This window comes from Novosphingobium gossypii (genome assembly GCF_050433305.1).
Lineage (GTDB): Bacteria > Pseudomonadota > Alphaproteobacteria > Sphingomonadales > Sphingomonadaceae > Novosphingobium > Novosphingobium gossypii.
The window spans coordinates 183,598-198,231 of the sequence record NZ_JBNPXM010000009.1 but is presented as its reverse complement, the minus strand read 5'-3'; the positions used below and the strand labels follow the sequence as shown (position 1 = coordinate 198,231).

Annotated in this window: 11 protein-coding genes; 9 read left to right on the top strand and 2 right to left on the bottom strand. The window is 63.9% G+C overall.

The features are described 5' to 3' along the window. Positions 1-2 precede the first annotated feature (2 nt). Both GGR40_RS16645 and GGR40_RS16640 read right to left on the bottom strand, forming a co-directional pair. Positions 3-908: an ROK family protein gene (locus tag GGR40_RS16645; RefSeq protein WP_429277372.1), complete on the bottom strand. Its 906-nt coding sequence runs from the start codon at positions 906-908 to the stop codon at positions 3-5. A gap of 47 nt (positions 909-955) precedes the next feature. Next, a complete protein-coding gene (locus GGR40_RS16640) occupies positions 956-2,065 on the bottom strand; it encodes a LacI family DNA-binding transcriptional regulator (RefSeq protein ID WP_429277371.1) in 1,110 nt (369 codons plus the stop codon). 158 nt (positions 2,066-2,223) lie between these two features. On the opposite strand from GGR40_RS16640, the gene GGR40_RS16635 reads away from it, so the two are divergent. From GGR40_RS16635 to GGR40_RS16595, 9 genes are all read left to right on the top strand, one after another. Then, the gene (locus GGR40_RS16635) at positions 2,224-3,516 is read left to right on the top strand and encodes an oligosaccharide MFS transporter (protein ID WP_429277370.1); all 1,293 of its coding nucleotides are present in this window, start codon (positions 2,224-2,226) and stop codon (positions 3,514-3,516) included. Then, positions 3,516-4,694 carry a glycoside hydrolase family 88 protein gene (locus GGR40_RS16630; protein WP_429277369.1) on the top strand — a complete coding sequence of 393 codons (1,179 nt, stop codon included), beginning with the start codon at positions 3,516-3,518 and terminating at the stop codon, positions 4,692-4,694. The genes GGR40_RS16635 and GGR40_RS16630 overlap by 1 nt, the downstream gene beginning before the upstream one ends. 1 nt (position 4,695) lies before the next feature. Continuing rightward, on the top strand, positions 4,696-5,544 hold the full coding sequence (locus GGR40_RS16625) for a class I mannose-6-phosphate isomerase (protein WP_429277368.1): 849 nt from the start codon (positions 4,696-4,698) through the stop codon (positions 5,542-5,544). Between the two features lie 30 nt (positions 5,545-5,574). Continuing rightward, positions 5,575-6,411, top strand: coding sequence for a 5-dehydro-4-deoxy-D-glucuronate isomerase (gene kduI, locus GGR40_RS16620; RefSeq protein ID WP_429277367.1), 837 nt, complete (start codon positions 5,575-5,577; stop codon positions 6,409-6,411). Positions 6,412-6,532: 121 nt separating this feature from the next. Then, entirely contained in the window at positions 6,533-7,291 is a 759-nt protein-coding gene (kduD, locus tag GGR40_RS16615; RefSeq protein WP_429277366.1) for a 2-dehydro-3-deoxy-D-gluconate 5-dehydrogenase KduD, read from the top strand. 1 nt (position 7,292) lies between these two features. After that, positions 7,293-8,303: a sugar kinase gene (locus GGR40_RS16610; RefSeq protein ID WP_429277365.1), complete on the top strand. Its 1,011-nt coding sequence runs from the start codon at positions 7,293-7,295 to the stop codon at positions 8,301-8,303. A 131-nt stretch (positions 8,304-8,434) separates the two neighbouring features. Further along, positions 8,435-11,089 carry a TonB-dependent receptor gene (locus GGR40_RS16605; protein WP_429277364.1) on the top strand — a complete coding sequence of 885 codons (2,655 nt, stop codon included), beginning with the start codon at positions 8,435-8,437 and terminating at the stop codon, positions 11,087-11,089. 29 nt (positions 11,090-11,118) lie between these two features. After that, positions 11,119-12,603: a glycosyl hydrolase family 28 protein gene (locus GGR40_RS16600; protein WP_429277363.1), complete on the top strand. Its 1,485-nt coding sequence runs from the start codon at positions 11,119-11,121 to the stop codon at positions 12,601-12,603. Positions 12,604-12,634: 31 nt separating this feature from the next. Further along, positions 12,635-14,605 (top strand): glycoside hydrolase family 97 protein, encoded by a 1,971-nt coding sequence (locus GGR40_RS16595; protein WP_429277362.1) that lies wholly within the window; start codon positions 12,635-12,637, stop codon positions 14,603-14,605. The last annotated feature ends 29 nt before the right edge of the window (positions 14,606-14,634 follow it).

Genomic DNA, 14,634 nt, shown 5'->3' with positions numbered 1-14,634 from the left:
GGCTATCCTCCTCTCGTTTCAGACCGGGTCGAGCGCTCGGCGAGCAGGAATGCCCCCACCAGACCCGATGGCTCGGCGCACGCGGGCGGCACGATCGCACGTTCCACATCCTCGATGCTGCGCAGCGCATCGACATACCCTCCCAGCAATTCGCGCGTGTGCCCCCTGATCAGCGGCAGCAGGCGCTCCTGCTTCATCACCCCGCCGCCCAGCACGATGCGCTCGGGGCCGGTGGTCAGGAACAACGAGGCGCACAGTTGCGCGAGATAGCTGGCCTCTACCTCCCAGAACGGATGCTCCTCCGGAATGTGCGAAGGCGTCACATTCCAGGCTGCGGCTACGGCCGGTCCCGCCGCCAGACCCTCGAGGCAATCACCATGGAACGGGCACAATCCGGCAAAATCGCCATGAGCGGCATGGCGGCGGACCGGTATGTGTCCGGCCTCCGGATGGCCGATGCCGTGAACGGAGCGTCCAGCGCTCACCAGCCCCACGCCGATACCGGTGCCGACGGTGACATAGGCGAGATGCTGCAGACCTGCGCCGATCGCGGCAAGTTCCGCGAGGGCGGCGGCGTTCACATCGGTGTCGAGGCCGATCGGAACATCGAGGAACGCGCGCGCGCGCGCGATCATGTCCGTGCCCTCCCATCCCGGTTTGGGGGTCGCGAGAATCCGTCCGTACTGGGGCGAAGCCGGATTGACCCTGACAGGTCCGAAGCTGGCGATGCCGAGCCCCGCAATCGAACCCAGATCACGTGCTGCACTGAAGAACGCCGCGACGTCGGCGAAGGTGGAATCCGGATCGCGCGTCGGGATCGTCGCCGACCGTAGCGATCCGCCACTGGAACTGCCGACCGCGCAGACGAACTTCGTGCCGCCCGCTTCGATCGCACCGAAGATGGTCATGCGATTGTCCTCTTAGGATTGTTCTGGTTGCTGCAGGCGCAGCCGGTTCAGTCGATGGGTGCGCCGGTCGACGCCCGCTCGACGAGGGTAAGCATTTCGCGCACATGCTTGACTTCCGGCCGCGCGCCGGTTCGCGCCTCACGCACCTGGTCGCTCAGCAATGCGACCGCCCGGGACGCCATGTCGGAAATCGGCTGGCGGATCGTGGTAAGCTCCGGCCAGATGGTCGCCGCGATCTGCGCATCGTCAAAACCGGCAATGCTGAGGTCGCCCGGGATGCGCAGATTGAGTCCATGGGCAACCGCAGTGACGGCGGCGGCCATATCGTCGTTGCTGGCGAAGATCGCGGTCGGTCGATTGGGCTGATCGAGAAGCTGGCGCGCCGCATCGAGGCCCGAACGATAATTGAAGAGGCCCGGCGCGATCCATTCGTCGCGGATCCTCAACGAAGCACCCGCCATGGCCGCACGATAGCCTTGTTCACGACGCTGCGACGGCGAATGCGATGGGTCGCCCTGGATGAAGCCGATCGCGCGGTGGCCCTTGCCGATGAGATAGCGCGTCATGTCGAAAGCGCCTTTGTAGTCATCGACGATGATGGCCGAGATGCCTTCCCTGGGGATCGCCGTGGCGAAGGCCAGCGGGATCACGTCAGCACTGGCGGCCAGATCGAGCAACGCCTGCGAATCGCAAAGCGGTGGTGGCAGGATGACCCCACCGATACGTGCCTCGACAAGGCGGTGAAGACTGGCAATCGCCTCGGCCTCGCTCGCGCCCGGTTCGATGAGGAACTGGCAACCACTTTCCCCACTCTGGCGAAAGGCGCCCATGAGAAAGGTTCCAAGGTTCGACGAAGACGGGTTGGAATAGATTGCCCCTACCCGCACCGCGCTCGAAAAGCTGCGGGCATTAAGGTTTGGCGAATATTCGAGTTCGGCGATCGCCGCGTTCACCTTCTCGCGCATGGCCTCGCTGACATGACGCTTGCCCGTCATCACCCGCGACACTGTCATGGACGAAACCCCGGCATGGCGCGCCACGTCATGGATCGTCACGACCGGACGATGCGCGCTTTTTGCGCCGCCTTCCTTGCGCTTCGCCTCTTTTGTCATCAAATTGCCCCTCCAGTGCGGAACTGCCCGGCGCGCGCCCTGCACCGCAGCGCCCCTTCCTGATATCGATAACTGCTCTTGACGATGTGTCAAGTTATGCACTTGCCAAACCAAAATCGCGGCGCCATATGTGATATCGATAACAGAACGGAGTGCTTCCCAGCGGTCGAAGCAGCTGCCGGACACAGCCGAACGAGGATGCCGTGCTTGCCAATCGACAAAGAAACTATGCGGTCCTGAGCGCCTTCCTGTTCGCCTTCTTCTTCGCGCAGGCAATGGCGATGTCGCTGCTGTCGATCTGGCTCACCCGGTCGCTCCAGCTCAATGGCGCACAGGCCGGCACCGTCTTCGCGGTCAATTCGGTCGGGGCGATGCTCGCGCAGCCCGCCTACGGGTTCATTTCCGACCGGATGGGATTCCGCAAGGTCGTGCCGGTCATGATCGCCTCGCTCGTGATGCTTGCCGGCCCATTCTTCCTGTATGTCTATGCGCCGCTGCTGCGCTGGAACCTTCCCCTCGGCGCGATCACGGGCGGTATCTATCTCGGCTTCACCTTCATGGCGGGCAGCTACGCCCTTGAAAGCTACGTCGACCGCGTCGGCAGGCGCTATGGCTTCGAGTACAGTCGCACGAGACTGTGGGGCTCGATCGGTTTCGCCACTGCGGCCGCCTTTTCAGGACGGCTGTACAACCTCGATCCGGCAATCAACTTCTTCCTGGCCAGTCTTGCCGGGCTTGCCCTGATCCCACTGATTCGTCTGGCCCGGATCGAACCGGACGAGCACGCACAGGCTGCCGCCGACCAGTTGAGGCTGCGCGACACGCTGGCATTGTTCCGTCAGGCCCGCTTCTGGCGGTTCATGATCCTGATCCTCGGGGTCACCAATCTCTACCTGGTCTACGACCAGCAGTTCCCGTTCTACTTCTCCTCGCTTTTCGCCACGCCGGAAGAAGGCAGCGCGATGTTCGGTTACCTGAACGCAGCGCAGATTTTCGTGGAAGCAGGCGGCATGTTCGTGGCACCGCTGATCGTCCGCCGGATCGGCGCCACGCGCGGACTGCTGCTGGCCGCGATGATCATGATCCTTCGGATCGCCGGTTCGGGCTTCGCGATTGGACCGATCACGATCTCGATGTGCAAGATGGCCCATGCGGTGGAGCTTCCCATCCTTGCCGTCTCGATCTTCCGCTACATCGCCTATCACTTCGAGAGCCGGTTTGCCTCGACGGTCTACATGGTCGGCGTGAGCTTCGGCCACTCGCTCGGCCTCGCCATCCTCTCGCCGCTCGCAGGGCTGGGCTACGACCTGTTCGGCTTCCAGCACACCTATTTCCTGATAGCGGGCTTCGCGCTCGTTTTCTGGATCTGGTCAGCGATCGCCCTCGAACCAACTCCCCCCGAATATGCCCCAGCCGACCCCAGGGCCGCTGAGGTGCCCCAAACTGCCGCGATCACGTCCTCGGCGGACGTGCGCCGCTACGAGGATGCTCATTGATGAGTGAAATTGCTTTCGAACCCCTGCCGCATCTCAAACTCAAGCGCCCTTCCACCGAGACCGTAGATACCTGGATCGAGGCGGCGCTGGCCCGCGTGGATCGCATGCTGCCGCAGTTCGACACCCACTTTCCTGCGCCCTCGAGCGAAAGCAACATCTACGCCCCCATCGACAATGTCGAATGGACCAACGGTTTCTGGACCGGAATGCTCTGGCTCTCCTGGGAGTTCACCGGGGCGGAAAGGTATCGCGAAATCGCGGCACACAACCTTGCTTCCTTCGCCAACCGTATCGACAAGCGCATCAACGTCGACCATCACGATCTGGGCTTTCTCTACACCCTCTCATCCTGTGCGGGACACCGGCTGACCGGAGACCGGGCGGCAAGGGACGCAGGCGTTGCCGCCGCCTCGCAGCTGCTCTCGCGCTTCGATCCGGTGGCCAAGGTGATACAGGCCTGGGGGAACATGAATGTCCCTGCCGAGCGGGGTCGCATGATCATCGACTGCAACCTCAACCTTCCGCTTCTCTACTGGGCAACGCGCGAGACGGGCGACCGTCGCTTCGCCGCCGCGGCAGATCAGCACATAGAACAGGCGGCTCGGCTTCTCGTTCGTCCAGATGCCTCGACTTTCCATACCTACTATGTCGATACCGTCAGCGGCGAGCCGCTTCACGGCAGTACGCATCAAGGCTTCTCGGACGACAGCAGCTGGGCCCGCGGGCAAGCATGGGGCATCTACGGCTTCGCTCTGGCCTGGCGGCATACCGGCAATCAGGACTATCTCGATCTGGCTTCACGCCTTGCAAACCATTTCCTCAACCGCCTGCCCGCAGACGGCATATGTTGCTGGGATCTTATCTTCACCTCGGACGCCGACTGCGAACGCGACAGTTCGGCGGCAGCCATCGCGGCTTGCGGCCTGCTCGAGCTCGCCCAGGCACTGCCGCTATCCGACGCTCTTCGCGAAACGTATGAGGCATGGGCGGTCGCGATCGTCGAGACGCTCGGAGAAAAATACCTCGCCCCGCTCGAGGGGTCGAATGCGGTGCTGCTGCATGCAGTCTATCACATGCCCAACAAGGCGGGTGTCGATGAAGCCTGTATCTGGGGCGACTACTTCTATCTTGAAGCCCTGATGCGTCTTCGGCGCGCTTGGCTGCCGTACTGGGCCTGACATGAGCATCCACCGCCTGGAGCCCAAGAGCGTGGTCAAGCCGTGGGGGCGCTGCGACCTGGCTGCCCCGTTCACATCCAATGGAAAAGAGCGCATCGGCGAGGTCTGGTTCACCGACCCGGCAAGCATGTCGGAGCCGTTGCTCGTGAAGTACCTGTTCACAAGCGAAAAGCTGTCGGTACAGGTCCATCCGGACGACCCCCAGGCGCGCGCAGCAGGTCTTGCTGGCGGAAAATCCGAGTGCTGGCTGGTCCTGGAAGCGGAACCCGATGCCGTGCTGGGGATCGGCCTGATCCGGCATGTCGATGAGCAGGCTTTACGTCGGGCGATGGAAGATGGAACGATCGAGGATTTGATGGACTGGAAGCCCGTTCGGCCCGGCAGCTTCTACTATATCCCCGCCGGGACCATTCACGCGATCGGCGCAGGAATCAAGCTGGTCGAAATCCAGCAGAACAACGATGTCACCTACCGGCTCTACGACTACGGTCGGCCTCGTGAACTGCACCTTGAGGAGGGCATCGCCGTCAGTTCGCTGCACCCCTACACGATGCCAGACAGGCTTGTCGCCAGCAGGACGTCCGAAGTCCTGCTGGACGGCAGCAGCAGCCCATTCGCGCTCGAGAGCCTGGTAGTGGGTGAGCGAGGGAGGCGCCGCCTGCCCGCCGCATGCTTGTTCATTCCGATCGAGGGGCGCGGCGTGATCGACGGCCAGACCTGGCAAGCGGGTGAATGCTGGGCGGTCGGCTCGGCTGCATACCTCGAGGCTGCCAGATCCACGCGCGCCCTCGTGGCTTACCAGCCCCAAAGCGCCTCAGCGGCAGGCATGCGGATCGCATCAGCCGATTAAATTCGACACCTAAAGACAGGATCGCTTACGATGTTCTGCAAGACTTACCATGCCACCCATCCGGACATGATGGAGTGTGTCTCCAACGAGGAACTGCGCGACCGCTATCTGGTCACCGGCATGTTCAAGGACGGCGAGGTCAACCTCAACTACTCGCATAACGAGCGCTTCATCATCGGCGGCGCCGTTCCGGGCGCGACGCCGCTGGCGATGCCGCTCCAGACCGCGCCCAAGAGCGCCGAGGGCAAGTCCTTCTTCGAACGCCGCGAGGCCGGCATCACCAACATCGGTGGTCCGGGCGCGATCACGGTCGATGGCCAGCGCTTCGAGATGAAGAACAAGGAATGCCTCTACGTGCCGATGGGCACCAATGAGGTGATCTTCGAGGGCCAGGGCGCGCGCTTCTACATCGCGTCGGTTCCCGCCCACAAGGCGCTGCCGGTCAAGCACATCACGCTCGACCAGGCCAACCCGCTGGCGCGCGGCGACCTCGCCAACTCGAACCAGCGCACGATCTACCAGCTCGTCATCCCCGGCGTGTGCGAGAGCGCGCAGCTGCTGCTCGGCCTCACCGTGCTGGAAGAAGGCTCGGTATGGAACACGATGCCGCCGCACCTCCACGATCGCCGATCGGAAATCTACCTGTACTTCGAGCTGCCCGAAGAGAACGACCGCATCTTCCATTACATGGGCGAGCCCGAGCAGATGCGCCACATCGTGATCGCCAACGAAGAGGCCGTCATCAGCCCGCCGTGGTCGATCCACATGGGTTCGGGCACCAAGAAGTACGCCTTCATCTGGGCCATGGGCGGGGAAAACCTCGACTATACCGACATGAACGTGCTGGATATCTGCCAGCTCCAGTAGGAGCCCCTCCCTCGATCGCCGGGCATCCGCCGTCGCGGGAGCCCGGCGGTGAAGCAATCCTGAAGGCAGGCGCGCGATCCGCGCATCGCGCAGTCGTGCCCGCAATGACGAGACGGCAAACATGGCAATTTCCTTCGACCTCACGGGCAAGGCCGCCCTTGTCACCGGCGCCAACACCGGCATCGGCCAGGCCATCGCTGTCGCACTGGCAGAGGCCGGCGCCGACGTCGCGGTCGCCGGTCGCTCCGAACCCACGGAGACGCTCGCGCTGATCGCGCCGACGGGGCGCAAAGGCGTCAACATCAAGGCCGACCTCTCCAGCATCGAGCCGGTCGGCCGGGTGATGGAAGAGGCTGTCGCCGGGCTCGGCAAAGTGGATATCCTCGTCAACAACGCGGGCATCATCCGCCGCGACGACCTTCTGCAGTTCTCCGAGGAGGACTGGGACGCGGTGATCGACACCAACCTCAAGACGCTGTTCTTCCTCAGCCAGGCGGCGGCGAAGGGCATGGTCGAGGGCGGAACGGGCGGCAAGATCGTCAACATCGCCTCGCTGCTCACCTTCCAGGGCGGCATCCGCGTGCCGAGCTATGCCGCCGCCAAGTCCGGCGTCAGCGGCGTGACCAAGGCGATGGCGAACGAACTGGCGCCCAAGGGCGTACAGGTCAACGCGATCGCGCCGGGTTACATCACCACCAACAACACCGCCGCGCTCTCCGCCGACGAGACGCGCAACCGCCAGATCCTCGAGCGGATTCCGATCGGGCGCTGGGGCCGCCCGGAGGACATCGCCGGTGCCGCCGTGTTCCTCGCTTCGGCAGCGTCCGACTACGTGACCGGCCAGGTGCTGGCGGTCGACGGCGGCTGGCTGGGGCGCTGAGGTGAGCGGACACATCGTCACGTTCGGCGAAGTGCTGCTGCGCTTTGCCACGCCGGGCCATCGGCTGACCGTGCAGTGCGATGCGCTCGAGATGGTCGTGGGCGGCGCGGAGGCGAACGTCGCGGCCGGGCTCGCCTCGCTCGGCCACGAGGTCACGATGCTCACCCGCCTGCCGTCGAGCCCGCTGGGCGACAAGGCCCGCGCCGCGCTGGGGGCAGCCGGCATCGATACCTCCCGCATCGGCCGCGCACCCGGCCGCATGGGTCTCTATTTCCTCGAGAGCGGGGCGGGCCTTCGGCCCTCCTCGATCACCTACGATCGCGCCGGAAGTCTTTTCGCAGGGTCCTCCTCCGGCGAATTCGACTTCGCTTCCGCGCTCGAGGGAGCCCGACTGCTCCACCTGTCGGGCATCACGCCGGCGCTCGGCCCCGGAGGCGTCGCGCTTGCGCAAGCCGCCATCGCCGCGGCCAACAGCGCCGGCGTGCCCATCTGTTTCGACGGCAACTACCGCGCGCTGCTGTGGGACGCGTGGGACAGCAGCCCGCGCGAGATCCTGACCGACCTCATGCAGTCGGCCACGATCATGATCGGCAACCACCGCGATATCTCGCTGGTGCTCGGCAAGGCGTTCTCCGGCGACGGCTCCGACCGCCGCCGTGAGGCCGCCCTCGCCGCTTTCGACGCCTTCCCCAGGCTGCAGCTGATCGCCTCGACCGCGCGCCACGTGGTCAATTCCGGCCACCACCGCATCGCCGCGCGTCTCGATGCGCGGGATGGCGCACACCAGACGAGCGAGGTGGATGTCACCGGCATCGTCGACCGCATCGGCACGGGCGATGCCTACGCCGCAGGTATCCTGCACAAGTGGCTCGCGGGCGCCGACCTCGTCGCCATGGCGCAGGCGGGCCTTGCCTACACCATCCTCAAGTACACCGTGCCGGGCGGCATGTGCCTCGTCAGCCCCGACGAACTCGAGGCCTTCTCCGCAAGCGGCGGCGACGTCCGGCGTTAGGTTTGCTCCTCAGGCACCGCCCCTGGCCGAAAATGCAACAAGATCAAGCCATGATATCGATATCTCCTTGCACCTGTTTGCTGATATCGATATCAGATTCGCAACAACCAGACGCCCTCGGGAGAGCGCACATGAATCGCAACGCCCTGCTCCGCTGCTGCGGAGGCCTGTCCGCAAGCGCCAGATTGGCTTCGCTGCTTCTCGCCTCATGTTCGGCACTTCCGGCTCTTGCCCAGGAATCCGCACCTGCTCCGCAGGATGCGTCGGCCAACGAGATCATCGTCACAGGCGTCCTCAACCGCACGGCCAAGCGTGACGCCGCGGTCGCCATCTCGACCATCGATTCCGATACCATCCAGCGCTCGGCCCCGGTCAGCGCCGCCGACCTTCTGAAGAACGTGCCGGGCGTCTATGTGAACTCGTCGATCGGCGAGGCGCGCAACATCGTCTATGCCCGCGGTCTGTCGGTCGGAACGCAGTCCGCGACGTCAGGCTATTACTTCGTCGCCCTGCTCGACGATGGCCTGCCGGTGATCGGCATTCAGGGCAGCGGCTTCCAGCCGGACAGCTTCTATCGCCAGGACCTGACTTTAAAGCGCGTCGAGGCGCTGCGCGGCGGCAGCGCGACCGTCACGGGCCCGAACGCCCCCGGCGGCCTGTTCAACTACATTTCCAAGAATGCTCTCACCGACCATGATGGAGGCATCGCTTCGGTCCGCATCGGCCTTGAAGGCAAGAGCCAGCCCTACCAGCGCGCAGACGCCTATTACGGGACCGAGTTCGGCGAGAGCGGCGTCTACGGCTCGATCGGCGGCTTCTATCGTCGCTCGTTCGGCGCACGTCCGACTGCTTATCCGTTCAACCGGGGCGGACAGGTCAAGGCCTCGCTGGGCTGGAATTACGGCACCGGTTCACTGGTCCTCTACGGCAAGTACCTCGACGACCACAACGGCTCCTACGATTCCGAGCGCATTCCCTCGATCGGCTTCGACGACCCGCAGATCGCGCCCGGCCTGTCGCGCTACGACAACTACACGCTGGGCCGCAAATCGCCGTTCACCATCCCGGGCGCGGGCGTGGTGGGCAGCCAGCGCTTCGATCCGGACAACCTCGACCACACGGTCGCCCGGACGGTGGGCCTGAAGTGGGAACATGACGTCGATGACACGCTCCAGATCAGCAACCACTTCCGCTTCAACGACAATCGCCTGAAGCTCAATCAGAACGGCGTCGGCACCTTCGGGCTCGACAACCAGAACCTGTGGAACAACCTGGGCTTCAGCGCCGCAGGTCTCAGCCGCGTTCCCGGAACGATCACGGTCACTGGCAGCGACGGACAACTGCTGGCCCGGGTAGCCAGCGCCGCCAGCGGCTACACCGTGTTGACCAACGCCCTGCCCAACCAGCAGGTTCTTGCCAACGGCGTGATTTCGGGCGCAGGCACCTCAACCGATTTCGACGAACAGTCGTTCATCGACCAGTTGACGATTTCCAAGCGGATAGGCCGCCTGACAGTGACAGCGGGCGGCTACCTCTCGCGCTCGAAGTTCGTGCGCGAACTGCTGCCCCCCGGCGGCTATATCGCACCAATCGAGTCCGACATGGAGGCCGCGCAGGTCTCCTTCACCGACGCGGCGACCGGCAATGTCTATCAGATGACCAATCCCGCCGGGTTCGGTTCGATCGGCACTGCACCAGTCCGCAATACCGTCAGGAACCGCTCGACCTCGCTGTTCGGTGGCCTCAACTGGAAGGCGACCGACGAACTCACCTTGGATGCCGGCATCCGTTACGAGCGCTTCGGCTACAAGGGCACGAACCTGCTCGCCTCGGCGAACCCGCAGGCGCGCGATCGCACTTACGGCGGCGTAGATGGCAATCCCCTGACCATCTACGACAATCTCGTGGGCGTGCTGAACCGCGAAGTACCCTTCGACAAGAAGCTGAGCTTCGTGAACTACACGGCTGCCGCCAACTACCGTTTCTCCGATCGCTTCTCGGCCTATGTCCGCTACGCCCGCGGGAAGAAAAACGGCGATGGCCTTTGGGGCGGCTACGACACCGTGTTCAAGGCCGAGAACCAGCCAATCACGCCGCCGCTGATCACCCAGTACGAAGCGGGCTTCAGCTATGCGAGCCCCGCAGTGCGTTTGACGCTCACTCCCTTCCTTACCCTCCTCGACAAGGTCAACGTGGTCGGACAGGGCACCGACCTCGATGGCACGACCTACGTGACCACCCCCGCCTTTAACAAGACGAGGGTATACGGCGTGGAGATCGAGGGCGACGTCCGAGTGACGCGGCAGTTGCGCCTGACGGCTGCCGTGACGCTCCAGAAGGGCAAGGCGCTCGAATGGTACAACTGGAACATGGGCCAGACGGGTCGGGCCGACGACCAGCTGGAAGCCTATCCCGACAGCAAGCTTGAGAACCTCGCCAAGGTTCAGGGGCGCATAGGCGTGGAGTACGCGACGGGGCCGTTCACGACGCTTGTCAATTTCACCTATCTGGGCTCCCGTCCTTCGAGCTTCACAGGACTAACGACGTTCCCCACCCAGACCCAGACCGATCTCTCGCTGTCATACGACGTGACACCCGACTTCCGCCTCGGCTTCAACGTCAACAACGTATTCAACGACATTGGGATCTTCTCGATCCAGAGCCCCAACTTGCCGATCTCCGGGCTGACGCAGGCCCAGATCATCAGCATGTATCCCAATGCGACCACCGGAATCCTCACGACCCAGCCCCGCTCATTCTTCCTGACCGGGACCGCGAATTTCTGATGCGGTCACACCGCCAGGGAGCCTTCTCGATGCCTCTCGCCTCGATCATGCACCGTGCCGGCATCAGCCTTGCGAGCCTCGTCCTGGCCGGCGCAGTCGCACCGGCCGCCAGCGCAGCGGACGATGCCCTGAACGTCTACCCGGTGCCGAACGCCTTGCTGTATTCGGCACATAACGACGATTTCACGGTGCGGGTCCGCAAGCCAGGTGGCCCGTGGCGCGATCTTTACGAATACCGCGTTCAGGTCGACACTGACACCCGTCAGCATGCGACGATGGTGTACTTCGACTTCGACGGCACGGTGGAACTCGAAGTTCTCAAGAACAACGGGGGGTTCGACAAGGTCGCCCTCGCTCCGCTGTCGAGCACGGTCGAACCGCAACGCCGGGGCAGTATCGTGTACCTGACGCTGAACCATCCCGAGAGCTTCTCGCTCCAGTTCGACGACGACCGGCTGCACAACCTGCATGTCCTTGCGGGCGCCATTCCTCCCGCAGCACCCGCAGGGCCCAACGTGCGCGTGTTCGGGCCGGGCGTTCACGTCCCTCCCGAAGGAAGCGACGTGTTCCCGGTCAAGTCCGGCGAACGCATCTATCTGGCCGGAGGTTCGGTCCTGAAGGGCGCCTTCGCGCTGGAGGGCGTTCACAATGTGAGCATATCCGGCCGCGGGATGCTCTGGGATCCGGGACGCGCGATAGACCTGGAGAAGGCGAAGAACATCTCGATCTCGGACCTGATCCTCGTCAACAGTGACCGCAAGGACGCGGCGCGGGTTCTCAATATCCGCAACTCCAGCAATGTTTCGGTGCGTGGGGTGGCCGGGTTCACCTCGGGCAAGTGGTCAGACGGGATCAACATCTCCACATCCCGGCACGTTTCGGTCGATGGCGGATACCTGCGCGTCTCCGACGATGCCGTGGTCGTATATGCCGTGGCCGACTGCCCGCTGTGCCGTCAGCGCTCCGCGCAGACCGGCATTGCCGATGTGAACCCGCCGGGCGACACGTTCGACATTACGGTCCGCAACCTGCGCATCTGGAACGACGTCGCTCACGCGCTCTACATCGGCCATTTCGGGGACAATGCCGACCCGCGCACGATCCGCGACATCATTTTCGACAACATCGACGTCGCCAATCTCGACGAAGACGATCCCGACTGGGAGGGTGTCATCGCCGCCTACTCGGGCGACAGCACGCTGATCCGCAACATCACCTTCAGCAACATTCGTGTCGATCGGATTGAGGAAGGCAAGCTGATCAACATCGTCGCGGGTAACAACGCTCGGTACAACAAGGCACCCGGACGCGGGATTGACGGCGTGACCATCCGCAACGTCACCTTCACTGGCGGAGGTATGCCGAGCCAATCGGTTATCTCGGGGCTCTCTGCGAAAACGGCGGTGCGCAACGTGACGATCGAGAACCTGCATGTCGGGGGCCGCCGCATCGACACGCCGGCTGCCCCCGACATGGTGGTCGGAAAGTATGTAGAGGGTTTGGGCATCCGCTGATGCAGGATGTGCGCCAGGAGAACGTAACAGCATGAAAACCAATCGTCGAACCGTCCTGGCAGGACTTGGCGCCGTGACCACCGGAATGGCCGCGAACGTCCCAGCGGCTGTCGATGCCGCTCCCGAGAGCGGTCAGCGCCTGACCGTTTCGTCTCCGGACGGGAAAACAACACTCGAACTTCTGGTCCCGGCCTCGCGCGGCGAGCACCCTCGCTGGGCCGCTCGCCACGGCGATGCGGTGATGCTCGATCCATCGCAGATGGCGCTCGTTCTTGCGGACGGCAGGCGCCTTGGACCCGATGCGAAGTTCCTCGGCTCCGACATTATTCCCATCGATGGTACATGGCAGCCGCCATATGGCATTGCCGCGCGCTACGACGGCAAGGCCAACCAGCTGGAAGCGCGGTTCGAGGACCGCCGGAGCCGCATCCGCTTCGCGATTCGCCTCCTGGCGCACGATGATGGTATTGCCTGCCGCTTCGCTCTGCTCTCCGCACCGAAGCGTATCGTCCGGCTGGGCGGCGAACACATCGAGTTCCGCATGCCCGTCGGAACCCGGGTATGGAGCAGTCGCGATGAAGGTGAATACGCGGTTTCGGCAGCCGGCCGGATTGCCCCTGTGCCCCACCCCGAACTGACCGCCAGTACCGACAAGGGCGCGCTCGCCGATACTCCGGCGCTGGCCCAGACCCCCTCGGGACTTGCCATGCTCTTGTGCGAGTCAGACCGACTGCACTATCCGCGCATGATGTTCGCCCCCGGCGCCGACGAACAGACCATGGTCAGCCGCCTGATGCACTTCCCGGGTCGTGCAACCGGATATTCCGGACCGGGTGACACCCACGCTGCGCCTGTGTTCGCGGTCGAAGTGCCCTTCACGACCCCATGGCGCGTCATCATGGTGGCCGATCGTACCGCAGCATTGATCGGCAAGGCCGGGCTCGTCCCCACGCTGGCAACGCCGGACAGGCTCGCGTCCGACGACTGGATCCGGCCGGGCCGAGCATTTCGCATTCGCAAACCCTATTCCAACGCAGGCGCCATGGAGGGCATCGCCTTCGCTCACGAACGCAAGCTCGACTACATCGAGTTCGACGCGCACTGGTACGGCGACGGCACTGATCCCAGCGAAGCGACCCGCCCGATCGACGGCTTGGACATCGAAGGCATCGTCGCGGCAGCACGCGAAAAAGGTCTCGGCACCATCGTCTACGTCGATCGCGTGCCGGCCATGCGGCAACTCGACAACATCGTCGCCACGTACCGCAAATGGGGTATTGCCGGGATCAAGTTCGGCTTCATCTGGGAAGGGCGGCAGGAGGACGTCGACTGGATCTACGACCTCGTGAAGACCTGCGGCGACAACCAGTTGCTGGTAAACCTGCATGACAACCTGCGCCCCGCCGGACTTGAGCGCACCTTGCCGAACTACCTTGCGCTCGAAGGCGTGCGTGGGAACGAGCAGTTCCCGACAGCCCGGCACAACGTCACCCTTCCCTTCACCCGCGCGTTGTCCGGTCCGATCGACTACACGATCTGCTACGACCACTACATGAACAAGACCACCAACGCGCATCAACTTGCGATGGCGGCAGTCTACTACAACCCGCTCACTTTTCTTTACTGGTACGATGCACCGGCCAAATACCGCACCGGCGCCTGGCCCGCACTTCGCTGGTTCGACGAATGCCCGACCACCTGGGATGAGACCCGTGCGATCGGCGGCGAGCCTGGCGAGCATGTCGTGATCGCGCGGCGGAGCGGCAAGCGCTGGTTCCTTGGTGCGATGACCAACGAGGAAGCCCGCACGATCAAGGTGCCTCTCGCATTCCTTGGCGAGGGTAAATGGCAGGCGAGCGTCTTCGCTGACGGGACGAGGATGGAAAAGCCGCGCCTGACGCAAGTCCATATCTCCCAGCGGGAGGTGGACGCCGCCACTGCCATCACCATCGAGATGCAACCAAGCGGTGGTCAGGCGATCCTGTTCGAAAGACTGGGCTGACCGCGATCAACAGAACAACAGCCCGGGGC